Source organism: Rhizobium sophoriradicis, from assembly GCF_003939025.1.
Lineage (GTDB): Bacteria > Pseudomonadota > Alphaproteobacteria > Rhizobiales > Rhizobiaceae > Rhizobium > Rhizobium sophoriradicis.
This window is the reverse complement of sequence record NZ_RQIH01000015.1, coordinates 89,667-112,190: the sequence shown is the minus strand read 5'-3', so window position 1 is coordinate 112,190 and position 22,524 is coordinate 89,667. Positions and strand designations below refer to the sequence as shown.

Genomic DNA, 22,524 nt, shown 5'->3' with positions numbered 1-22,524 from the left:
TCAGCTCCAGGTGCGATCCCAGGAATATTCATCGTCCCAGTGATCCGTAGGCTGCCAAATGCCGGTGACACCCGGCTGCAGATGCTGCGAGATCACCTCGTCATCGACATCGTCAATCCCCAACCCCGGCTTGTCCGAAACAGTGATGAAGCCGTCCTGCGCCAGCGGCTTGGGAAGGCCGGTGACGATATCGTCCCACCAGTCGATATCGGCAGAGTGGTATTCGAGCGCCATGAAGTTCTCGGTCGCCGTCGCGACGTGTGCGGCGGCCATTGCGGCGATCGGAGTTTCCGCCATGTGTATGGCCATGGCGACACCATGGTCCTGTGCCATATCGCCGATCTTCTTGGTCTCGAGGATGCCGCCACTGGTAAGGAGGTCCGGATGGATAACCGAGACGCCGCCGCTCTTGAGCAGAGGCTCGAAGCCCTCCTTGAGGTATATGTCCTCGCCGGTGCAGATCGGCACCGTGGTGGAGTCCTGTAGTTGTCGGTACTGCTCGGTATACTGCCATGGGATCACATCCTCGAGCCAGGCCGGCACATACTTTTCAATTCGCCTGGCAAGGCGAATGCCGTTCTGCATTGAAATATGGCCGATGTGGTCGATCGCGAGCGGAACCTGCATGCCGATGACCTCGCGAACCTCGGCAATGTATTGCTCAAGCAGGTCGAGGCCCTTGTCGGAAAAGTGGAGACCAGTAAATGGGTGCGCGACGTTGTGCAGATCGTAGGTAGCATTGCGGACGCGCCGCTCTTCAATGGTCTTCAGCGGTCCGCGGCCGGGGCGGTCGCGGTACCCTTCAAGTGAGCCGGCAGGAAAAACGACAGCACCCGGCACATCCGCGATCTGCATCAGGCCCAGATCCATCTTAAGGAAGGTGAAGCCGAGCTCCATGCGCCGTTTGAGGCGTCTGCCGGTCTCGGTGCCGCTCGGCACCGTGGCGTCAGTATCGCAGTAGAGGCGCACTTTCTCCCGGAACCGGCCGCCGAGCATCTGATAGACGGGAACGCCATAGGCCTTGCCGGCAAGATCCCACAACGCGATCTCAACCGCCGATACGCCTCCGCCTTGTCGACCGTGCCCGCCGAACTGCTTGATCCGTCGAAACAGTCGATCGATGTTGCAAGGGTTCTCACCAAGCAGCCGGCTCTTCAGCATCAGCGCGTAGGTGGCACTGGCGCCGTCGCGCACCTCGCCGAGCCCGACGATGCCCTGGTTCGTGTAAATCTTCAGCAGCACTGAGGTGAACGGCGCGTCGACAATTTCGGCTACCCGCATGTCGGTTATGCGAAGGTCGGACGGTTTGGAATGCGTGTTCACCCGATTGAGCGCCTGGTCGGCTCCATATGCCTCTGGCATGATTTACCTCGTTTCGGTAGGCGGGCTCGTCGCCGTCCGCGCTGGCAACATGGAGTGTTGCTAGTCCAGCTCTATCTCGTGGCTTTCAAGGTAGTCGCGGTTCATCTCGACCCCGAGACCAGGCTTTGCCGAAAGCTTTAGGCTGCCGTTCGAAACATCGAGTGGCCTGTCGATGAGGTGATCGTATTTGCCGAGGTTCCACTCTGACGTTTCGAGTTTGTAGAAATTGGGAACGGTCATCATCACCTGCGCACCCGCAACCACGTTGATCGGCCCTGCGGCGTCATGCGGCGAGACCGGGATGTAGTAGGCTTCGCAGAGGGCGGAAATCTTCTTGAGTTCGGTAATGCCGCCGGTCCAGGTGACATCCGGCATGATGTAGTCGGCAAGCTTGTTTTCCAGCACCGGCACGAAATCCCACTTCGTGTGGCCGCGCTCGCCCCACGAGATGGGGACCGTGACCTTCTCGCGGACCTGTCTGAGAGCGTTGAGGCTCTCCGGTGGACAAGGCTCCTCGAACCAGTCGATCTGACCAGCTTCCTCAAGGCTCCGACAAAGGCGAATGGCGGTGGGTACGTCGAACCGGCCATGCGCATCAATGAGGATGTCGACATCAGACCCCGCTGTCTCACGGATCAGAGAAGTGAGTTCGGCAGCTTCGCGCTCGTCCTTGCGGGTCATGCCGCCATCGAGGTAGCCGTCCCGCTGTTCGCGCGGCATTCCATCGGCGGTGCGTCCCTGGTAAGGGAAAGGATCGAACTTGAGCGCAGTGTGGCCGGAATCGACTATGTCTCGAATCTCGCGGACCACAGCCTCATTGCTGGTAAATTTGGCCTGGTTGGGATGGGTGTAGAGCGAAATTTCATCGCGTACCGGCCCACCCAACAGCTCGTAAATCGGCTTACCAAGGACTTTGCCTCGAATGTCCCACAGGGCTATGTCGACGGCGCTGACGCATTCCACTGCGGCGCCGCGACTGCCCATATAGGTGAAGCTGCGGAATATCTTGTGCCACAGATACTCGATACGAGCCGGGTCCTCGCCTGTCAAAGCGGCACCGATCTGACGCAGGATCGTGCAGAGGGCGCGATTGGCGAGCCTTGTCGTGGTCGTGATCTCACCCCAGCCGCTCAGCCCTTCGTCAGTCGTCACTTCGACGAACAGAAACTCTCCCCAATAAGAAGCATCGGACTTGATTAGCCACGGCCGAACGCTGGTGATTTTCATCTCAACTGCCCTTCAAGTGGTCGGGATAAACGATATTCCAGGCCCGGTATTCTACCCTGCGCGGGCGGCATTACGCGCACGCATGTGTTCGAGGATGTGCCTGCCGGAGCCCTCGACATGGCGCGCAATGAGTTCGCCTGCTTCGTTTGCATTCCCCGCTTTCACATGCGCGATGAGCTCGCGATGCTCGCTAAGGATCGCGGCACGCCGGGCGAGCGTGAAGTTGAAACGCCGGCTCACGGCTCGAAGCACTTCGCGATGTTTCCACCAAAGCTCGGCTGCGTGGCGGTTGTAGTGCCTTTGGTACATTACGGTGTGGAAGGCGGTGTCCAGCTCGCTGTGCCTGAACGTGTCGGCGAAGTCGTTCTCTTCAATCAGGCCCTGGATGCGTTCGAGTTCAGCAATGTCCTCGACGGTGGCCATATTCACGAACCAGCGCGTCAGTGAGGGTTCGATCAAAACGCCTATCTCGTAGATATCCCGAACAAAGTCCTGATCGATGGGCCGGACGCGCGCTCCGCGGTTGGGAACGAAGGTGACGAAGCCCTCGCCGCGCAACAGTTGCAAAGCCTCCCGCACGGGGTTGGTCGAGGTGCCGTGGCGCCGGGCGAGATCGGTGATGACGAGCCGCTCGTTGGCCGCGAGCCTCCCTTCGATGATGTCGTCCCTGATCAGCTGGTAGACAGAGGCGCCCTCGCTCGAGGCCCCGGTAGCGTCGATCCCCTCGGGGGGCTGTGCTTTAAATTCACTTGTTTCAGCCAAGACTGTCCCCAATCCATACACATATCCTGGGGATATCATGCAAATCCCCTCAAAACAATGTACGATTTCTTCAGTTGACAGACAATCTTTGACGTGAAAACGTATGATAAGGTCGAAGGGATACATTAAGTGGGAGAATCCCACGGCCTGGGAGCAAGACCGCCTTGATTGAGAGCGGCTTGGGACAAACCTGGGAGAATACCTATGACGAGTCTTTCGCTCGGCGGTGTCGTGGTACGCGGCACTGTATCCACTGCTTTGATGGTATCGTTGATGTCCGTGTCTGCGCTCAGCGCGCCGGTCGACTTGAGCAAGTGGTCGCCGCAATATGTGCGCTCCATTGCGGGGACACAGGAGTTTGACACGGCGGCCGATTGCTCCAAGGTCACCCCGCTCGACTACAAGGGGCGACTGACTTTCTGGTATCAGGGCGTGTTCGAGGGCGACCCCGACCTCCTGCGCCAGTATTACAAGGACTTCTTCGAGACCTTCCGCAAAACCTATCCAAACATCCAGCTTGAGGAACAAGCCCTCACCTACAATGACCTGCTGGACAAGTTCCGGACCGCGCTCCTTGGCAATGCAGCGCCCATGGCGGTTCGCCTGCAAATCCTGGGTGGTACCGAGTTCGCCGCGAAGGGCTATTTGCAGCCTCTCAAACCCGAGGACGTAGGATATTCGGCCGAGGATTTCTGGCCCGGCGCAATGAAGGCTGTAAGCTGGGAGGGGGAGACCTACGGCATTCCAACTAACAACGAGACGATGGCGTTCATCTGGAATGCCGACATCTTCAAGCGTGCAGGCCTCGATCCGGACAAGGCCCCGGCAACCTGGGACGACGTCGTCAAGTATTCCAAGCAGATCCACGACAAGCTCGGCATTGCTGGATACGGCCTCGTGGCTCGCAAGAATGCCGGAAATACGCCATACCGCTTCATGCCGCAGCTGTGGGCCTATGGCGGCGGCGTTTTCGACGAAGCTACTGCCAACCCGACCTATAAGGAGGTTCAGCTCAATAGCCCGCAGAGCAAGGCGGCATTGCAAGCCTCCTACGATATGTATGTACGCGACAAGTCGGTTCCGGTTTCGGCGCTCACCAACCAGCAGGCCGACAACCAGCCTCTGTTCCTCGCTGGCCAGCTCGGCATGATGATCTCGCATCCGTCCGACTACAACGTCATGCTCGATCTGCAGAAAAAGGCGACGGATACCGACAAGGACAAGGCGCAGACGGTGATCGACAACATGCGCTACGGCCTCATTCCGACCGGCCCGGACGGCAAGCGTGCCGTCGTGTTCGGCGGCTCCAACATTCACATCCTGAAGCCCGAATATGTTGAGGGCGGCAAGGTAGACGAGCCGGCTGCAAAAGCCATCATCTGCATGTGGACGAGCCCCGAATGGTCGCTGAAGATGGCTTATGCCGGGTCGAACCCGGGGAACCTTAACGGCTTCAAGACCAAATGGATGAAGGAACGTCTGGACAGCATCAAGTTCCTCGATGTCACGACCTCGATGCTGCCATACGGCATCCCCTTCCCGGCGCTGCCACAGTCCCCCGAGATCATGAACATCATCATCCCGGACATGCTGCAAAATGCCCTGACCGGAGCCATGACCGTCGACCAAGCGGCGGACGACGCAGCCAAGAAGGTAGAAGACCTGATGGACGGCGGACTCTAGTCCAAGCCTGACGCTCTGACCGGCTGCGCCTCGATTGCAGCCGGTTTTCTCCGAAGAATAAGGGCACGGCACAGTGACGATCTTGACTGGCAAGGCCGAGCCTCGGCAAAGACCAAAACCCGATAGGCTCGGCGCCCTGCGAAAGACGTGGGAGCATCGCGCTGACTACGCTTACGTGCTGCCTGCGCTCGCCGTGATGCTCATCGTCATAGCCTACCCGATCTACTACACGATCGAGCTGTCGTTCTTTAATACTCCGCCTGGCCTGCAGCTCCGGGACAAGATCTTCGTCGGCTTCGACAACTACACCGCAATTCTCACAAGCCCGGTGTTTTGGAAGGTCACCTCGAACACTCTAATCTGGACACTGGCGTCAACTTTGATCGCATTTGTCCTTGGCTACGCCTGCGCCCTGGCTCTCCATCGTGAATTTGTCGGCCGAGGCATCCTGCGCGCCATCTTGATCATTCCTTGGGTCATCAGCGCGGTCGCCGCGTCCTATATCTGGAAGTGGATCTACCACTCCGACTTTGGGATAGTTGGCGCGGTGCTGGTCGGCCTCGGATGGGCAGACAGGCCGCCGAATTTTATCGACAGCGTCGGCACAGTGCTGCCCTCGCTGATTGTCGTCAATATTTGGCGGGAGTTCCCGTTTGCCATGATCATGATGATGGCCGGCCTGCAGACGGTACCCGACCAGTTGCTGCGCGCCGCAAAGGTCGACGGTGCCAACGCATGGCAACGGTTCTGGCACGTAACGTTTCCGCACCTGAGAAACGTGTCGACGGTGACGGTCCTTCTGCTTGCAGTAGCCAACTTCAATTCTTTCATCATCCCATGGATCATGACGGGCGGCGGGCCTTCGAACGCATCACATATCTGGATCACCCACATTTACGAACTCGCCTTCGGCCGCCAGCGCTGGGGGGTGGCATCGGCCTATTCGGTGCTGCTGTTCCTGATCCTGATGTCGCTCGGCTACTTCTACGTCCGTGCGCTGAACGGTAACGAGCGGAAGGACGAGAGCCAATGAGCACGAACGCCGAGACTGCTCATCGTGCCCACGCCCGTCGCCGTATGCGCATCGACGGATGGCGATGGGGCGGACGTATCTTCCTGGTGTTCATGCTGCTTTACACCGCATTACCAATGATCTGGATGCTGATCACCTCGATCAAGTCCGGCTTCGCGGCCATGCAATTCCCACCGCAATGGTGGCCGGACCAGCCCACCCTCGCCAGCTACCGAAAGCTGCTCGATCCGCAAAACAGCGTCGGCCAGGACTTCTTGCGCTTCTTCTGGAACAGCCTTTTTGTCTCCACCGCCACGACCATCCTTTCGGTGATCGTGGCGGTTCCCGCGGCCTACGCGTTTTCGCGCTTCACCTTCCCGGGCCGCAACTTTCTGTTCTTCGCCGTCTTGCTTCGGAACATGTTCCCGGCAGTGATCTTTCTTGTGCCGCTCTTCATCCTGATGCGCGCAATCGGGCTGGTGAACACGCATGGGTCGCTCGTCCTCACCTACCTCACATTCGGCCTGCCGCTGGCAATCTGGCTCCTTAAGGGATTCTACGACAACATCCCGGTGCAACTCGAGCAGGCCGCGCGCATCGACGGGGCAACGCGGTTCCAGGCCTTTCTCCTGATCGTCATGCCGCTTTCGGCGCCGGGCATCATCGCCACGGCGATCTATTCCTTCATCGGTGCGTGGAACGAGTACATCTACGCCTACACCTTCCTCTCCAAAAACGACCAGTTGACACTGCCGGTCGGCATCCAGCGCTTCTTTTCAGAAAATACGACGGACTTTCCGGGCCTGATGGCGGCCAGCTTCATGATGAGCGTGCCGGTCGTGGTCCTGTTCCTCGTCCTGCAACGATACTTCGTACGCGCCCTCACGGAAGGCGCAGTCAAGCACTAGGGAGTTGCCGGTGGCCCACGTGGTCCTCAAAAATCTGGTCAAGACCTATGGCAGCTTCAAAGCTGTCAACAATGTTTCGCTGACGGTCAACGACGGCGAATTCGTAGCGCTCGTCGGCCCTTCAGGCTGCGGCAAGACGACCACGCTCAACCTTGTGGCGGGGCTCATCCCCATCACATCTGGCGACATCGTCATCGGCGACCGGGTGGTCAACGACCTCGACCCCAAGGACCGGGATATCGCGATGGTGTTCCAGAACTACGCGCTCTATCCGCAGAAATCGGTCTACAAAAATCTGGCCTTCCCGCTACAGATGCGCAAACTGCCCAGAGACGAGATCGACAAGAAGGTCAAGGAAGCGGCGCGGGTGCTCGACATGACGCAATTGCTCGAGCGCAAGCCACGCGAACTTTCGGGCGGGCAACAGCAGCGGGTGGCGCTGGGCCGTGCCCTGGTTCGCGATCCGGCGGTATTCCTGATGGATGAACCACTCTCCAATCTCGACGCTAAGCTGCGCGTGCAAATGCGGTCGGAGATCAAGCGTTTCCACCAGGACCTCAAGGCGACGATCATCTACGTGACGCACGACCAGCTCGAAGCCGTGACCATGGCCGACAGGATGGCGGTGATGAACGGCGGCTACCTGCAGCAATATGATTCCCCGGCGCAGGTCTTTGCCCATCCGGTGAACATGTTCGTCGCGAGCTTCGTCGGCAGCCCGGCGATGAGCCTTGTTCCGCTGGAGGCATCAACGGCAAGCGGCAACACTGTCTTGACGAGCGCGGAGGGCTGGCGCCTCGACCTCTCGCCAACCAACGCCCAAAAGGTCGCGAGGGCAAGAAGCAAGAGAATCGTGCTCGGCGCCCGTCACTCGACGATCAAGCTGCACAAGAGCGCGACGCCTGGAAGTGTCCCTGCCAAGGCTTATACGGTAGAGCCGACCGGAGACGTCACCTTCGTACAGGCGTTTCTGTCCGGCGCAATCGTCAATGTCAGCGTGCCGCCGACCATTGCCGTCGCGCCCGACGAACGGATCTGGCTCGAATTCGATCAGGAGCGGATGCATTTGTTCGACGGCGAAACAGAAATGGCCCTCAAAGCCCACTGAGGCCAAGCGGATGCGTGTGAAACGAGGGCCTGGATGACTACGAAGCTTAAGATCACTGCGATCAAGCCCTATCCGGTATGGGTAGGAACGCGCAACCAGATGCTGGTCAAGATCGAGACCGACACCGGCGTCTTCGGCTGGGGCGAGAGCGGCCTGAGCGGTCGCGAAAAGGCCGTGGCCGGCGCGATTGAGCATTATCGCGAGTTTCTCATCGGCCGCGACTCGATGCAGATCGGTCGGATCTGGCAGGAAATCTATCGCAGCCAATACTTCGAAGGCGGGCGGGTTCTGCAGGCGGCGATTTCTGCCATCGACATTGCCCTTCACGACATCAAGGGCAAGGCGCTGGGGGTGCCGGCTTACGAACTCTTGGGCGGCAAGCAGCGCGACCGCATTCCCACCTTCGCCTCGACCGGCGACGAGGCCGAGGGCGAAGTAGCCATCGAACGCGCCCGCGAACTACGTGCACAAGGATGGCAGGCGATCCGCTTCTTCCCCATCGGGCAAAACAGCAACGACATTTTTGAGCCGCGCGAGTCGATCGGCGCAACCGCGACGATGCTGAACAAGGCGCGCGAGGCGCTGGGCGACGACGTCGTCCTCGGCATCGACTATCATCATCGGCTCTCGGTGGCAGAGGCGGCGAGCTTCTGCAACAAGCTCGGCCGCGGCGTGCTTGATTTCCTTGAGGAGCCGATACGGGACGAGACACCCGAGGCCTACGAATCCCTACGCACGATGACCGACATCCCGTTCGCCATCGGTGAGGAATTTGCCAGCAAATGGCAATTCCTGCCCTACGTCGAGCGCGGCATCCATCAGTTCAACCGGCTCGATGTCTGCAATGTTGGCGGGCTCACCGAAGCGATGAAGGTCGCTGGTTGGAGCGAGGCGCACTATGTGGACCTGATGCCGCACAATCCGCTAGGCCCAGTCTGCACGGCCGCGACTATCCATCTCGCCGCCGCTGTGCCGAATTTCGCCTGGCTCGAGACCAGAGCGCCAGAGGCAAAGCTGGGCTTCGATAATTCCGACTTCTTCCCCGTGCAACCACGGCTCGACGGCCCCGACTACCCGGTCAGCGATCAGCCGGGGCTTGGCGTCGAGGTCAACGAAGAGGCGGTCAAGGCGGAGAGCTTTCGTTTCTGGGAAGCGCCTCACCTGAAGCGCCGCGACGGTTCTGTCACAAACTGGTAGTTTCATCCACCGGAGCCTAAAATGACCCATACGCCCGACATTACGCGACCGTCCAAAGAGCTGATCGACGCACTGAAGGAGATCGGCGCCGCGACGGTTTCCGGCACGCTTGGCCACATGGGCTTCCGCAATCCGCACATGGTCGGTCCGGTGTCGCAGAATCGCGGAAAGTCGATCGTCGGGCCGGCCCTGACGCTTCAATTCTTGCCGCAGCGGCCGGACCTCTTCACCGAGGGAGAATATGCCGATCCGGAGACGCAGCTGCACCGCCATGTGCTTTATCACGTGCAGGAGGGCGATGTGGTCGTGGTCGACGCGCGCGCCGACATGAGTTCGGGCGTCTTCGGTGATATGATGTCGACCTATTTCAAGGGCCGAGGCGGCGCTGGGATCGTGATTGATGGGTGCATGCGCGACCGGCCCAATGTCGAGAAGCTGGATCTGCCTTTATGGCTGCGCGGCTGGACGCCCAACTATCATGTGCAGACTGGCATCTATCCCAACGCCGTCAACGTTCCGATTGCCTGCGGCGGTGTCACGGTAATCCCCGGAGACATCATCGTCGCCGACGATGATGGGGTGGTGGTGCTTCCAGTCGCAATGGCCTCGGTGGTAATCGAAGAATCGCAGAAGCATCATGATTGGGAGGAATTCTCGCGAGTGAAGCTGATGGCGGGCGGGTCGTTGCAGCGCTACTATCCGCTGCATGACGATGCCCGCGGAGAGTACGAAGAGTGGCGCAAAACAAACCGCCTGGGAACAACTTAGCCAATGAATTTATTTTGGATTGAGTCGTAACTCAGCCTGCCAGCGCATCCCTAAATCGCCCGACTTCTACTCTGCAGACGGATCCGGTATCGATTGTCGCCACCGGCCCCGGACTGACTTCCGCACGCGCCGCCCTGAACATGGCGATCGCACAGGTTTCGCCGCCGACAGGCTCTGTTCTGTGTACCGCCTGCGGCATAGCTCGATTTTCGTGCAAGTCACACCACGTGTCGGTTGGGATTCTTACCTTTTGAGGACGATACCCCGCTCAAGCGAGGACGTGCAGTGTAAAAAGCAATGCGTCCCTTCCGCAATTTATTGCGCGCCTCAAAATACTCACCGCGTCCGATCCACTGGAGTCAGAATGAAATCGAAATCTGAACGCCAAATCGTCTGGCCGTCTTCGATCCTTTCGAACGGCGCCACGAGGCTCGACTTAACCCCGAATACCGTATCTGAACCTAGATAGTTATCATCGCCGACAAAGGTGTGGGTGACGAGCTTCTGGTAACCTTCGGCGGTGACCAGATAGTGGGTATGGGCAGGCCGGTATGGATGTCGGCCGAGCGCTTTCAGCATCTGGCCGACGGGGCCATCGTCCGGGATCGGATAGGAGACCGGCTTGATGCCGACGAAGCTGTAGACGCCGTCCGGGCCGGTAATGAAGATGCCGCGATTGTTCCATTTCGGCTGGGTGTCGGGCTGCTGCACATCATAAAAGCCATCGGCATTGTCGGACCAGACGTCGATGCGAGCACCCTTTATCGGCCGTCCCTCAAGGTCGAGCACGCGGCCATTAAATAGGCAGCTCTCGCCCTTTCCGTCGAGGGAGATATTGTCGCCCATCTGCCGGACCGGCGCGCCCTCGACGTGAAACGGCCCGAATACGGTGTTTTCTGTCGCGCCCGGCGGGCGACGGTTGTTGATCGCATCCACGAGCATGGAAAAGCCGAGCGTATCGCTGAGCAGGATGAATTCCTGCCGCTCGTCATCGCACAGATGGCCGGTACGGGTGAGGAAGTCGATCGCCAGTTCCCACTCGGCCTGGGAGAGGGCGACATCCCTGGCAAAGGCGTGGAGGTGCTTGACCAACGACGCCATGACTTCCGCCAGACGCGGGTTGATGTCCTTCCCCATCCTCGCATTGACGGTTTCAACGGATTTCTCCTCGCTGAAATATCCGGACATGGCATGTTCCTCCCGATGGGTCATTGCGGCGGCGCGCCTTCCCAGGCAGCTTGCAACAGGGCGCGGATCGCTTGCTGCTCGATCGGACGCGGGTTCCAGTAAGGCGCCCGGGTAGCGAGTTCGGCCGCACGGTCGAGATCCGCCTCCTTCATCCCCAGATCCTTCAGCGTGAGCGGCGCACCGAGCGACGCGGCGAACGTATGCAACCCGCCGCCTATTGGCCCGCCGAACAGATCGGCCGCAGGTGCCAGAGCCTCGGCGGCGGCCTTTGCATTGTAGGCTGCAGAATGCGGCAGCAGGACAGCGTGGGTTTCCGCGTGCGGCAGGTCAAAACTGCCGCCCAGCGTGTGACAGAGCTTGTGATGCAGCGCCATTCCAACAGCTCCAAGCACCGTTCCGCACAGCCAGGAGCCGTAGAGCGCTTGGCTGCGGGCATCGATGTCACTCGGCCGCAACAGGATTTTTGGCAGCGACTGCTTCAGTGCGCGGATGCCCTCCATCGCCATCATGGACGAGATCGGGTTGCGGTCCTGCGCATAAAGTCCCTCGACTGCATGCGCCATTGCATTGAGACCGCTGCTGATACTCATGGCGACCGGTAGGCCGAGCGTCAGATCGGGATCGTAGATCACGACTTCCGGCAGGATGCGCGGATGCCGGACCGTCGTCTTTACGCCATTCTCGGTCTGGCCGAGGATCGGCGTCACTTCCGAACCCGCATAGGTGGTCGCAACGACGATCTGCGGCGCGTCGTTGCGATAGGCGATCGCCTTACCGAGCCCGATGGTCGAGCCGCCGCCGATGGCGATGATGCAATCGGCGCTGGCAGCTTTATAAGCGGCTATCGCCCGTTCGGTAACGTCGACCGGGGTGTGCATGGCTGCATCGGCAAAAACCCCAGCCGCGAGCGGTCCGAGCCGTCCGGCAACCTCGTTCGCCATCTGCTGTTGCGGCCGGGTCGACAGGAAAAGGGCACGCTTACAGCCTTGGGCTTCGACCATCTCGGCAAGCCGGCAGACCGAGCCCGCCCCGAAAACGATACGGGACGGACTGACGGCATAGGTGAAGGGCGCGACCATGCTATCGATCGAGCTTGAACAGTGACATCGCGTTGGTACGGCCGATCTTCAGTCGGTCCGCTTCCGCGATCGTCGCGCCATCGAACCAGTCTGCCGCATGGTCGATGTTCTCGAACGGCCAGTCAGCCGAGAACAGAATGCGGTCGGAACTGATTTCCAGCATCGCGTCGATCAGCGACTGGGTGCGGAAGTTGCCTGACGTGGTGATGTAGAAGTTCTCGTTGAAATAGTCGGCAATGCGGCGTTTAGCGGGGTAGCTCTTTTCGACCTTTACCCAGGCATTGCGGTTGTCGATGCGCCACATCATGTAAGGCAGCCCCTCGCCCATGTGGCCGACAATGATGCGCAGCGACGGATGCTCGTCGAACAGACCCGAACCCATCAGGCGCAGGGCATGGACTGCCGTCTCCTGCGCGAAGGCCCAGGTAGGCCCCATCAACCAGGAATGACCGGCATAAATGCGGCTGTCCTGCGGCAGCGGATTGCGCGGGTGCAGGTAGAAGGGAACATCGAGCTTCGCGACCTCTGCCCAGAACGGCCGATATTGCGGCAGGTCGTAATACAGCGGCGTCTGTCCATCTCCTTCCTGCGAGAAGCCGTTCACCAGTGCGCCGACAAAACCCATTGTCGTGACGCAGCGCCGCAATTCCTCTGCCGCTGCCTCCGGATCCTGCAGCGGCAGAGCTGCAAATCCGAGGAAGCGGTTTGGGTTCTTCGCGCATTGTTCCGCCAGGAAATCGTTCGCGCGGCGAGCGATGTCAATTGCATGCGCTTTATCAGGAATGGCCTGGACGGCCGGCGCGTTCAGGGACAGGATCATCTTCTCGATCCCGTAGTTGTCCATCAGCTTCAGACGTTTGTCCTGAATATCCAGAAGGCGGGCAGACAGTTCGGTCCAGTAGTCGCCCGGCACGAAGCCTGCCGAATCCTGCAACGTGTCGGGAATGGCGAAATGTTCTTCAAGTGCGATCTTACCTTGCACGATATGCTCTCTTTCTCTCGCTAAATCGGTGTTTATGCAGCGGTCAGTATTGGCCCTTGGGTGGAAGCCCGAGGAGCTGCTGGCCGACCATCGTGCCTACGGCGTCCCAGTTCATGGAGATGTGGCGTCCGACGGCGTTCGCATCCCGCCATGCTCGCTGCACGGGATTTGACATCTGCAGACCGAGCCCGCCCGTTGAAGCGTTCATGGCCTCGACCGCACGCAGCGCGAGGCCTACGCCGAATGATTGCGTGCGGCGCGCAAGAAGCCGGTCGTCATCGGTGATTTCAACCGTGCCGTCTTCGCGTCGCTGAGCGAGGTCCTGGGCGCGGGCGATGTCGCGCAGCATGATCTCGCGCGCCGCATCGATCGAGGCGGCTGCCTCGGCGACGCGGAGCTGGATCGTCGGAAACTCGGCGATCTTGTTGTTGCCGCCAGCGACAGCGCCGCGCGTCACGCGGCTGCCCATGTGGTCGAGATAGCTCGACAGCGCGCCTTTTGCAGCACCGACCGCCGTGCTGGCGAGGCAGAACGGGACACCCATCAGAAGCGGGATGTTGAACAGTCCAATTCCCTTGTAAAACCTACCGCCAGGCGTACGGCCCGTCGTGGCGTCCGGGAAGGTCAGGGTGCGGTATTCGGGAACGAAGACGTCGTTGAGGGTCAGGCTTTTCGAGCCAGTGCCGCCAAGCCCGACCACGTCCCAGGTCTCTGCTATCGCGTAATCGGTGGCAGGGACAAGGAGGAAGGCCGGAACCGGCCGCTCACCTTCACTGTGTGGCGGAAGGATCGCCGCACAAAGCGCCCACTGGGCGTTCTCGCAACCACTTGCGAACGCCCAGTCACCGGACAGGCGAAAGCCGCCTTCGACCCTTTCGGCCATGCGCACCGGCGCATAGGAGCCGCACAGCAGCGCATCGGGATTGGCGTTCCACACGTCCTCCTGGACCCGTTCGCCGAACATCGCCAGAAGCCACTGATGAGCCGACAAGAGGCCTGCGACCCAGCCGGTCGACGCACAGGCCGCTGATAGTTCAATATTGGCAGCGACCAGTTCTGCGAAAGAACCCTGCTCGCCACCAAAGCGTGCAGGCTTGACAATGTCGAAATACCCGACGCCGCGGAGCAGGTCGATATTGCGCGTGGGCACCCTGCCCGCCCTTTCCGTTTCGCGCGCACTGGCGCGGATCTCTTCGAGAACCGGGGCGATACGGTCTGCAAGACATGCTTTTTCTGCCCGCACCGGCGCGGGGAACAGGGCTGCTGTATTGGTCATGGGTTACCCTTTAGCTCTGGGATGTGGAAAGCGCGTGCCGCGGCGCGCAATAACTGGCGTTCTCGTACATCAGCGGCACGGTCGCCTCTGAAAGGCGGGTGTCGATTACCTGACCGATGAAAATCGTGTGGGTGCCATAGGGAACGGCGCCCATGCGGCGGCAAACGACCGAAGCATGGGCAGTTTCAAGCACCATCATGCCGCGTCCATGGCGCACCCATTCGCTCGAGTCGAAGCGAAGCTCCGGCGCAACCTTGCCGCTGAACCCTTCGGAAACCGCCACCTGGCGGTCGGTCAGCACGTTGACGGCAAATTCCGGGGCCTCGAGCAGCATGTCGTGCAGGTAGGTGCGATTGTTGAGGCAGATGACCAGTGAAGGCGGCTCCATCGAAAGCGACGTCACGGCGGTGGCCGTCATTCCGTGGTCGGCGCCGTTGCGACACGCTGAAATCACCGTTACCGTGGCCGGAAATCTGCGCATGATGGAGCGGAACGCATCGCTGATCATTGGGTGTGCCAACGTGACCGCGGATTTTGGGGCGGCTGTCGGCACGACGCCGATGGAAGCTGTGGCAGACATGATTTCCTCCCGTGTCTCCTGGGCATAAATTATTGCATTTGCAACTATTGTCAACGCAAATTTATTCGGGTTGGAAAAAATACGGGGTATGGTCCGGTTTTCAGCGCCGTGAAAAGACGACCGTGTTGTCATCGCGGTCATTTGCGTGCATGTCGAAGACTGAACAAAGCAGGCGGAATCCCACCGGCAGATCAGGCACATGTATAAACTTACCGATTCCGTTCCATACCTTCTCAACCGCGCCGGCGTTCGAATTGCCGAAGTGTTCGCGCAGAGAATTTCCGAACATGACCTCACCGTCGCCATGTATCGGGTTCTGGCCATGCTCAAGGAGCGAAACGAGAGTACGCTGGGCGACCTTGCCGACGTCGTCTCGGTTGAGATATCGACGCTGTCGCGCCTCGTCGGCACTCTGGCGAAACGCAAGCTCGTGTCCCGGACGCGGCCGGAAGACAATGGCCGTATAGTGATCGTGCGGCTTACCCCGCAGGGCGAGGCGCTGACCCAACAACTCATGCCGCTGGCGGTGGAGTTGGAAAGAACCGCCGTTCAGGACATGTCCGACGAGGAGATCGAAGCGCTGAAGAAGGCGCTACGCCGGATGCACAGCAACCTGCCCGCCATCTCGACCAAAGGAAAAAGTGCGGAGCGGTAAGTTTGCAGTTGCAAATATTTTATTCGCAAGTATTTAATAGCGCCTAGTCGTTGCTTTGACATCGTCCGTGGAGGGGCGAGGTTCGGCGCTGGGAGGAACCATGCCGGCAACGATCCTGGAGGATTTGTACACGGATTGACGCCAACTTGCCGCAGGCGGAGCGTACTTCCTGTACTCGGATGTATGGGGAGGAACCAATGGCCATACAAGATATTGCTATCGTCAAGGAAAGCGTGCGCAGCCCGAACATGATCGTCGCCCTTTGCGGCCTGTTGATCCTCTTCGATGGCTACGACTTGATTGTCTATGGCGCAGTCGCGCCAGCACTGCTCAGAGAGGCGAGCTGGGCGCTGACACCAGGCATGGTCGGACGCGCCGCCTCTATCACCCTGTTCGGCATGCTGCTCGGCGCGCTTGTCGCCGGAACGCTCGCCGACCGGATCGGTCGTCGCAAGGTCATCATCGGCAGCTTGCTGAGCTTTTCCGTCATGATGATTGGCAGCGGCTTCGCGCCGAGCTTCCTCGCCTTCGAGGGCACGCGCTTTCTCGCCGGTCTGGGTCTCGGCGCACTGTTCCCGACCGTCACCGCGCTGATCATTGAATTCTCTCCGCCGAAACGGAAGGCCATGGCCTATTCGATCACGCTCCTCGGCTATCTGATCGGCGGTATCCTGTCCGGCATTCTCGGTATCCTGCTGGTTCAGACCTATGGTTGGCGGCCACTGATGATCATCGGCGGCGCGCCGATCCTGCTCCTGCCGCTCTTCCTGCGCCTCATCCCTGAATCGCCCGAATGGCTGGCAAGCAAGGACCGTCACGCCGAAGCCAACGAGATCGCTACCCAATTCGGCCTGCCCCGTCCGACCCCCCGCCCTGCAGCGGACCGCCAGGCCGGCGTAAAGTCGCTGTTTTCCGAGGGCCGTCTTCTGCCGACGCTGAATGCCTGGGGCATCCACTTCTGTTCGCTTCTGCTGACCTTCGGCATGGTCAATTGGCTTCCGACCATCATGAACAAGATGGGCTACGACCTTGGCTCTGCGCTGCTGTTCTCGGTGACGCTCAATCTTGGCGCGGCGATCGGGCTGTTGATCGGCGCTAGGATTGCTGACCGAGGCAATGTCAAGTTGGTCGTCGCCGGCATGTTCGCGCTCGGTGCCTGCGCCATCTGGCTGCTGACGCAAGTCGATGAGGGCTTGCAGGTCTATGGACTCGTGGCGCTCGCTGGAACCGGCACCATCGGCACACAGATTCTTGCCAATGTTCTCGTCGGCAGTCTCTATCCGGTCGAAATCCGCGGCACGGGCCTTGGCTTCTCGCTTGGCATCGGCCGTATCGGCGGCATGATCGGCCCAGCCATCGGTGGCGCTGTGCTTGGCGCCGGTCTCGCCCCGCAATGGAACTTCTACATCTTCGCGGCGGTCGGCGCAGTAGGTTGCGTTCTTGCAGCCGCCACTCTGCTCTACTCAAGCAAGGCCCATTAAGACTGGTCGCCGGCAGGTCTCGATGTCAAAAAACCTGCCGGCAATATTTCATGGGAGTTCGAGTTTCCAGGAATGGTCAACCGTCGGACCTCGGCTCAAATGACCGAGCCTTTTTTTCCGCAGCTCTAAAGACGCGCCTTATGACGACCCTTGTCCCTGTAGGATGTAGTTGCGCGTCGTTATTTTAGAACTGAAGGAAAAAATCCGAGCGGCTCGGCTAAAGGCGGCGGTTTCCGTAAACGGAGAACTGATGCTCCTCGTTTGAGCAATCCGCCGCGGCCCGCCATGGTGACCCAGCCTCGCCAGATCGGCTTGTCGCGGCGAGCTTACAGCCCTGCATTTCGGTCTCACGGCTGGCGTTGCACACGACGTCAATGCCAATCTCGTCCGGACACGGATAAAGAAGGCCAAGCAAGTTCCTTCTGCGCATTTGGCTTGGCATTCATCCGGTTCAGCTCGCTCCGGATGGAAATTTGCCGTCGCAGCTGGCTGGTCTGCTGCGTTTCGCCATCCCCCAGGAACCATCAATTTCACAGTTTTCGCCACATCGCAGCCCAGCTGATCGCTTCAATGAATGTCGGTTCTGTCTAGCAGAGGTCGGTTTTCGACAAGCCGACGGTCGTAACGGAGGCGAGTGCAAACCGGGTGATCTGCTAGTCACATAAAGAAGGCGGCCCCAGAGCCGCAAGGTCACAAAGGCGCGTTCAGCGTCGTTAGCTTTACGGCATTGGCATCGCGACTTGGCCTCTCGGACAGGTTCTATCGCGATGCCCATTTTAAAATTCAAAGGGAACGTCAGCACATAAACCTTGGAGGGATAAGCATGTCGACTGCGAACAGACTCCGCAGCATAGATCCGGCGGTATTCTGGCCGGCAATAGCAATAGCGGCCGGGTTCATCTCATGGGGAGCGGTGGCTCCGGAGAGCCTTGCCTCCGTCACCCAAGCTGCGCTTTCGGCGATTATCGGCGATTTCGGATGGGGCTTTGTTGTCTCGACCGCGTTCTTCCTGATCTTTGCCGGGTTCCTGGCGATCAGCCGTTTCGGCAAGATCAGGCTTGGGGCCGATGACGAGGTTCCGGAATTCCGGACGGCTTCGTGGGTCTGCATGATGTTCAGCGTCGGCATGGGCATCGGCTTGATGTTCTGGGGCGTTGCCGAACCAGTTTTCCATTTTGGCGCACCTCCTCACGGTCTGGCGGCCGCGCAAAGCCGGGAAGCTGCGCTAGTCGCAATGAAATATTCCTACTTTCATTGGGCGCTGCACCCTTGGGCGATCTATGCCATTGTCGGGCTGGCGATCGCCTACTTCACCTACCGTAAGGGCTTGCCTATCCTGATATCGAGCGCATTCACCCCCCTGCTCGGTAGCGCCGTCAACGGACCGATCGGTAAGACGATCGATATTCTCGCCGTTATAGCCACGCTGTTCGGCACGGCGACATCGCTCGGCCTTGGCGCCCAACAGATCAACAGCGGTCTGAATTTTCTTTGGGGAATCGGTGAGGGGACGGGAGTGGCCCTTGCGATCATCACGGTGTTGTCGGTGCTATTTATCCTTTCGGCAGTTTCCGGGGTGGGCAAGGGCGTTCAGTTCCTGAGCAACATGAACATGGTGATCGCGGCCGTGCTGCTACTGTTCCTAGCCATCGTCGGGCCGACCATCTTCATCCTCAACACCTTCACCGAGGCGCTTGGCGACTATCTATCCGATCTCGTCACCATGTCGTTCCGCACCGCCGCCTTCAGCGACGGCAAATGGTTGGGCAGCTGGACGATCTTTTACTGGGCTTGGTGGGTTTCCTGGGCGCCTTTCGTAGGCGTCTTCATTGCACGCATCTCCAAGGGGCGTACGATCCGAGAATTCATCATCGGCGTTCTGCTCATTCCGAGCGGCGTAACCTTCCTCTGGTTCACGATCATGGGTGGCACTGCGCTACATTCCGAACTGATGGGAGCCGGCGGCCTCGTCGAGGCCGTCAACACCAAGGGGGCCGCCATCTCGCTGTTTGCCCTGCTTGAACAATATCCTGCAACCGCGCTCACCTCATTCGTCGCGATCTTCCTTGTCGCCATCTTCTTTATCTCGGGCGCGGATGCCGCCTCGATAGTGATGGGCATGCTCTCGTCTCACGGCACGCTTGAGCCCGCACGCGGCGTCGTCGTGCTGTGGGGTGGCCTCGCCGGAGCGTCGGCCTGTGTGCTGCTGGTGATGGGAGGCTTGCAGGGCTTGCAGACCGCGTCGATTATCGCCGCAGCACCCTTCCTCGTCGTGATGGTCGGACTATGCGTCTCGCTATGGACGGCACTGCTGAACGACCTCGAAGACCGGCCTGAGCCACTCTCTCCCCTTTCCGAAGGTCCGCAATTGGCCACATTAACTGCTGAATAGATCACGAGTCTCCCCATCCAGCGCCAATAAACCGCACCTGGTGAAATTCAGGTGCGGCTTTGACGTGGGAGTGTACGGCGGCATAATCGAGTTTGAAGCAGAAACGCACGATGCGAGGCCCATGGTTGCAACCCTTAGCCGGCGAACCCCGCGTCGGACACCGTAACGACAACTACATTGAACGGGCTTGATGTCGGTAGTACCCGGCTATTGCCCTTCGCAGTATGGGCGGCTCCGGCTCGTATCACCGGCTAAGCGTTTGCTTGATGCTGGATCCCGCGGCGCTGGGTCCCTTGGCGTCTCTGCGCCGCTGCGGCCTTCTAAAGGGTTCCGTCTCGCCATATAGGCTTCCGGACGTCTCGCATTCCGGCCAGCCGCCGGGACCTCAAGCTTTCCGACTTCCCATGATGACGGGCAATAGACGTTCACCTCGATGTAAGCACTCTTGTTGCATTCTTGGCAGACAAACCTCAGGCGGCTCAAGGTGGTGTTCCTATGGAGCTTAAGAATGTCATCCGGCAGAAACCGACGTGTAATATTGCAAAGCCCGCAGCGGATAACCAGTAGGTGTCCTACTTGCCGTGCCTCCTCCAACGACCAGCGCGACAGCTTCTTCGATATGTTCATTTCCGGCATTATCGGTCTCGATCGTAGCTCGGGCCAACCGCGGGCTCATAGCGCCTTCTGTCAGTGCCAACTGCCGACGCAGGTGGCGGATGTCGTCCAGCACTTTGCTCTTGCTGCTGGCATATCGCCCCTGTGATAGCGATTACTCGAGCCCTTCGTCTCCACGACTTTGCCGGTCGGCTGCTCTCGCATATCCGTGCTCTATACATTCGTTTTCAGATTGGCGGCCGCCTCGCCGATGTTCCTATTATGTTCACATTGCGTGATGAGTCAATAATCAATCTTGGTCAACCGCTTTTGAAGGTGTTGCTGATGTCATAGCGGCATGACAAAGCGCGTCAGCGCAAAGACAACAAGAGCCGCGCTCTCATCGAGCCGGCCGTGTAATCATGAGCCAGATAATTGCCAGGACCGCAGCGAAAGCCGGAAAGCCGAAACAGAACCAGGTCCAAAATAGCTTGTGATAGCGCGCCGGCAGCGGCTCACCCTTCACCACTGCTTGCTTCGCGATATTGCGCATCTCCATCTGCATCCAAACGACCGGCAACCAAAAGGCGCCCGTGACCAGATAGAGGATGATCGACCAAAATATCCAACGATCCCAAAGGGAATAACCGACATGCCAGGCCAGCGCTATGCCGGTGATCGGCTGAACGATCACGGCCGTTGTCGTGAAGACGAAATCCGCAAGCACCACGATCCGCGCGACGGCGGCTACGGTGATCGCATTGCCGGTGCGATGCGCCACCAACATAAAGAAGGCGATCCCCGCGCCGGTGCCGAGAAGAACAGCGGCGCCGATGATATGCAGGAATTTCAGTACGAAATAGATCATCGCTCCTCCAGAATCGCCAGAGCGACCAAGTGTAGCACGAGGATCGGCCATATCTTGGTCAGCGGGCCGAGGGGCTCATTCCACAACTCCGGCAATATTGCCGTGCCGGCTGCTGCATAGAAGAGTGATAGCAGGACAGCTGCGTAGAGGCCCCAACGCGCTGTGCGGCGCAAAGCGATAGCGCATCCGACCACGATGTCTGCAAGAGCTCCGGCAACCACGCTTGGTGCCGCGAGCCAACCTGCGCCGCCCGCCAGCATCAGTTCGACGCCCTCCTCGAAACCCGACGTCAGCGAAATTATCCCGGTCGCTATCCAGAAGAGTGGCAGCAGCAGAAAAATGACCGGCTTCAGAAAGTAGAGTTTGGCAAACCAACGCTCCTGGACCGAAACAGGGCGACGCGCCAAAGCATCGTCCAACGATAACGGCCGGATTCCGGTAGCGGCGGTCCAATCCGTTGGATCGCCCACGGCGCCGCGGACGATCTCCCTTGCGGCGGTGCTTCGAACCGGCGGCCGCCATCCCAGCAATCCTGCGATATCGCCGAGCCGATAGAGAAGGCTGGCGAGCGGGCGGGGCAGCAGATAGCGCTTGGCGGGAGGCCAGCCAAGCCATCTCCGGTACCGCGCTACAATCTCGTCGAAATCAAGCGGTTGCGGGCCGACGATTTCAAGCGAGAGTTTCGATGGGTCTGCTTTGTCGACAAAACGAAGGACGGTCTCCGTGACGTCCTCGAGCTGCACCACCTGAAGTTTCCCGGTCGACGGCATCGCCGGCAGAACCGGCAGAGCGGCAAGTCCCCGGAACAATGCACTGGAACCGAACGCGGAGTCCCCAAGGATCACGGCGGGACGCAGGATCACCCAATCGAGATTCGTCTCCATCAGAGCCATGTCGCCGGAAAGCTTCGTGCGTGAGAACGCTGACGGCTGCTGCCGATCCACCCCGATCGCCGAGAAATGAATAATTCGGCGTACACCGGATTGCTCGCATGCACTGAACAAGGCTCGCGGTCCCTGCGCGTGGACGGCCGTCATGTTGTGCCTCATTCCGTCCTGCAGCGCCCCGGCGCAGTTGACGACCGCATCTATTCCTTCGAGGTGAGGCAGCCAGTCAGAGGGTTCAACCGCCTTTGCTATGTCGACTTCAACCCAGGTGCCGAGCCCTCCATCGGGCTGTTTGCCAGGACGAACCGCGCTGATGACATTATGTCCGCCCGTCGCCAGCCCGGCGCAGACGGCGCTACCAACCAGCCCTGTCGCTCCGATAACCAGAATCTTCATGCTTGCGGGCCTTCTCGCTCAACAGACCCGAACTTGTGCGGACAAATTTCGTTCCAGTGCCAGCCTAACCGCACCCCACATGGCGTCCGCCTCGACATCCGCATTCGCCATGAACGGTT

19 protein-coding genes are annotated in these 22,524 nt (G+C 59.7%); 9 read left to right on the top strand and 10 right to left on the bottom strand.

Annotated features, from left to right (window positions below; all coding sequences use genetic code 11):
• Genes EFR00_RS24410 through EFR00_RS24400 form a run of 3 tightly spaced genes read right to left on the bottom strand, consistent with a single transcriptional unit; the run spans position 1 to position 3,351 of the window.
• Complete coding sequence (locus tag EFR00_RS24410) at positions 1-1,362, bottom strand: mandelate racemase/muconate lactonizing enzyme family protein (protein WP_040112078.1); 1,362 nt, start codon at positions 1,360-1,362, stop codon at positions 1-3.
• 60 nt (positions 1,363-1,422) lie between these two features.
• On the bottom strand, positions 1,423-2,589 hold the full coding sequence (locus EFR00_RS24405; RefSeq protein WP_077989819.1) for a mandelate racemase/muconate lactonizing enzyme family protein: 1,167 nt from the start codon (positions 2,587-2,589) through the stop codon (positions 1,423-1,425).
• Between the two features lie 51 nt (positions 2,590-2,640).
• Positions 2,641-3,351 carry a GntR family transcriptional regulator gene (locus EFR00_RS24400; protein WP_077989888.1) on the bottom strand — a complete coding sequence of 237 codons (711 nt, stop codon included), beginning with the start codon at positions 3,349-3,351 and terminating at the stop codon, positions 2,641-2,643.
• 204 nt (positions 3,352-3,555) lie between these two features.
• On the opposite strand from EFR00_RS24400, the gene EFR00_RS24395 reads away from it, so the two are divergent.
• From EFR00_RS24395 to EFR00_RS24370, 6 genes are all read left to right on the top strand, one after another.
• Positions 3,556-5,034 carry an ABC transporter substrate-binding protein gene (locus tag EFR00_RS24395; protein ID WP_040112075.1) on the top strand — a complete coding sequence of 493 codons (1,479 nt, stop codon included), beginning with the start codon at positions 3,556-3,558 and terminating at the stop codon, positions 5,032-5,034.
• 73 nt (positions 5,035-5,107) lie between these two features.
• Positions 5,108-6,067: a carbohydrate ABC transporter permease gene (locus tag EFR00_RS24390; protein ID WP_077989820.1), complete on the top strand. Its 960-nt coding sequence runs from the start codon at positions 5,108-5,110 to the stop codon at positions 6,065-6,067.
• Complete coding sequence (locus EFR00_RS24385) at positions 6,064-6,954, top strand: carbohydrate ABC transporter permease (RefSeq protein WP_077989821.1); 891 nt, start codon at positions 6,064-6,066, stop codon at positions 6,952-6,954. Before EFR00_RS24390 ends, EFR00_RS24385 begins: the two co-directional genes overlap by 4 nt.
• A 10-nt stretch (positions 6,955-6,964) precedes the next feature.
• On the top strand, positions 6,965-8,062 hold the full coding sequence (locus EFR00_RS24380) for an ABC transporter ATP-binding protein (protein WP_077989889.1): 1,098 nt from the start codon (positions 6,965-6,967) through the stop codon (positions 8,060-8,062).
• Positions 8,063-8,095: 33 nt separating this feature from the next.
• Positions 8,096-9,259: a mandelate racemase/muconate lactonizing enzyme family protein gene (locus EFR00_RS24375; RefSeq protein WP_077989822.1), complete on the top strand. Its 1,164-nt coding sequence runs from the start codon at positions 8,096-8,098 to the stop codon at positions 9,257-9,259.
• A gap of 21 nt (positions 9,260-9,280) precedes the next feature.
• Positions 9,281-10,027, top strand: coding sequence for a ribonuclease activity regulator RraA (locus EFR00_RS24370; RefSeq protein WP_009989786.1), 747 nt, complete (start codon positions 9,281-9,283; stop codon positions 10,025-10,027).
• A gap of 336 nt (positions 10,028-10,363) precedes the next feature.
• Here the strand turns inward: EFR00_RS24370 and EFR00_RS24365 are convergent, their stop codons facing one another.
• The 5 genes from EFR00_RS24365 to EFR00_RS24345 are packed head-to-tail and all read right to left on the bottom strand — an operon-like array spanning position 10,364 to position 15,132.
• On the bottom strand, positions 10,364-11,215 hold the full coding sequence (locus tag EFR00_RS24365) for an intradiol ring-cleavage dioxygenase (RefSeq protein ID WP_077989823.1): 852 nt from the start codon (positions 11,213-11,215) through the stop codon (positions 10,364-10,366).
• A 20-nt stretch (positions 11,216-11,235) separates the two neighbouring features.
• On the bottom strand, positions 11,236-12,294 hold the full coding sequence (locus EFR00_RS24360; RefSeq protein WP_077989824.1) for a maleylacetate reductase: 1,059 nt from the start codon (positions 12,292-12,294) through the stop codon (positions 11,236-11,238).
• A 1-nt stretch (position 12,295) separates the two neighbouring features.
• Positions 12,296-13,276 (bottom strand): gamma-resorcylate decarboxylase, encoded by a 981-nt coding sequence (tsdA, locus tag EFR00_RS24355; protein ID WP_077989825.1) that lies wholly within the window; start codon positions 13,274-13,276, stop codon positions 12,296-12,298.
• A gap of 43 nt (positions 13,277-13,319) precedes the next feature.
• The gene (locus EFR00_RS24350) at positions 13,320-14,552 is read right to left on the bottom strand and encodes an acyl-CoA dehydrogenase family protein (protein ID WP_077989826.1); all 1,233 of its coding nucleotides are present in this window, start codon (positions 14,550-14,552) and stop codon (positions 13,320-13,322) included.
• A 10-nt stretch (positions 14,553-14,562) separates the two neighbouring features.
• Entirely contained in the window at positions 14,563-15,132 is a 570-nt protein-coding gene (locus EFR00_RS24345; protein WP_040112067.1) for a flavin reductase family protein, read from the bottom strand.
• 199 nt (positions 15,133-15,331) lie between these two features.
• On the opposite strand from EFR00_RS24345, the gene EFR00_RS24340 reads away from it, so the two are divergent.
• The 3 genes from EFR00_RS24340 (at position 15,332) to EFR00_RS24325 (ending at position 19,660) form a co-directional block, all read left to right on the top strand.
• Positions 15,332-15,787, top strand: a complete 456-nt coding sequence (locus EFR00_RS24340; RefSeq protein ID WP_040112066.1) for a MarR family winged helix-turn-helix transcriptional regulator — start codon at positions 15,332-15,334, stop codon at positions 15,785-15,787.
• A gap of 197 nt (positions 15,788-15,984) precedes the next feature.
• Positions 15,985-17,268 (top strand): MFS transporter, encoded by a 1,284-nt coding sequence (locus EFR00_RS24335; protein WP_077989827.1) that lies wholly within the window; start codon positions 15,985-15,987, stop codon positions 17,266-17,268.
• Between the two features lie 823 nt (positions 17,269-18,091).
• Positions 18,092-19,660 (top strand): BCCT family transporter, encoded by a 1,569-nt coding sequence (locus tag EFR00_RS24325; protein ID WP_077989828.1) that lies wholly within the window; start codon positions 18,092-18,094, stop codon positions 19,658-19,660.
• 994 nt (positions 19,661-20,654) lie between these two features.
• Here the strand turns inward: EFR00_RS24325 and EFR00_RS24320 are convergent.
• A complete protein-coding gene (locus EFR00_RS24320) occupies positions 20,655-21,122 on the bottom strand; it encodes a DUF2269 family protein (protein ID WP_077989829.1) in 468 nt (155 codons plus the stop codon).
• Entirely contained in the window at positions 21,119-22,405 is a 1,287-nt protein-coding gene (locus tag EFR00_RS24315) for an SDR family oxidoreductase (protein WP_077989830.1), read from the bottom strand. Before EFR00_RS24315 ends, EFR00_RS24320 begins: the two co-directional genes overlap by 4 nt.
• Positions 22,406-22,524: the final 119 nt, after the last annotated feature.

Excerpts from the sequence above, each read along its gene's own strand:
- EFR00_RS24375 (WP_077989822.1), top strand. The coding sequence starts at position 8,096 with ATGACTACGAAGCTTAAGATCACTGCGATCAAGCCCTATCCGGTATGG.
- EFR00_RS24340 (WP_040112066.1), top strand. The coding sequence starts at position 15,332 with ATGTATAAACTTACCGATTCCGTTCCATACCTTCTCAACCGCGCCGGC.
- EFR00_RS24410 (WP_040112078.1), bottom strand. The coding sequence starts at position 1,362 with ATGCCAGAGGCATATGGAGCCGACCAGGCGCTCAATCGGGTGAACACG.
- EFR00_RS24370 (WP_009989786.1), top strand. The coding sequence starts at position 9,281 with ATGACCCATACGCCCGACATTACGCGACCGTCCAAAGAGCTGATCGAC.
- EFR00_RS24320 (WP_077989829.1), bottom strand. The coding sequence starts at position 21,122 with ATGATCTATTTCGTACTGAAATTCCTGCATATCATCGGCGCCGCTGTT.
- EFR00_RS24325 (WP_077989828.1), top strand. The coding sequence starts at position 18,092 with ATGTCGACTGCGAACAGACTCCGCAGCATAGATCCGGCGGTATTCTGG.
- EFR00_RS24335 (WP_077989827.1), top strand. The coding sequence starts at position 15,985 with ATGGCCATACAAGATATTGCTATCGTCAAGGAAAGCGTGCGCAGCCCG.
- EFR00_RS24350 (WP_077989826.1), bottom strand. The coding sequence starts at position 14,552 with ATGACCAATACAGCAGCCCTGTTCCCCGCGCCGGTGCGGGCAGAAAAA.
- EFR00_RS24345 (WP_040112067.1), bottom strand. The coding sequence starts at position 15,132 with ATGTCTGCCACAGCTTCCATCGGCGTCGTGCCGACAGCCGCCCCAAAA.
- EFR00_RS24395 (WP_040112075.1), top strand. The coding sequence starts at position 3,556 with ATGACGAGTCTTTCGCTCGGCGGTGTCGTGGTACGCGGCACTGTATCC.
- EFR00_RS24315 (WP_077989830.1), bottom strand. The coding sequence starts at position 22,405 with ATGAAGATTCTGGTTATCGGAGCGACAGGGCTGGTTGGTAGCGCCGTC.
- EFR00_RS24365 (WP_077989823.1), bottom strand. The coding sequence starts at position 11,215 with ATGTCCGGATATTTCAGCGAGGAGAAATCCGTTGAAACCGTCAATGCG.
- EFR00_RS24385 (WP_077989821.1), top strand. The coding sequence starts at position 6,064 with ATGAGCACGAACGCCGAGACTGCTCATCGTGCCCACGCCCGTCGCCGT.
- EFR00_RS24360 (WP_077989824.1), bottom strand. The coding sequence starts at position 12,294 with ATGGTCGCGCCCTTCACCTATGCCGTCAGTCCGTCCCGTATCGTTTTC.
- EFR00_RS24405 (WP_077989819.1), bottom strand. The coding sequence starts at position 2,589 with ATGAAAATCACCAGCGTTCGGCCGTGGCTAATCAAGTCCGATGCTTCT.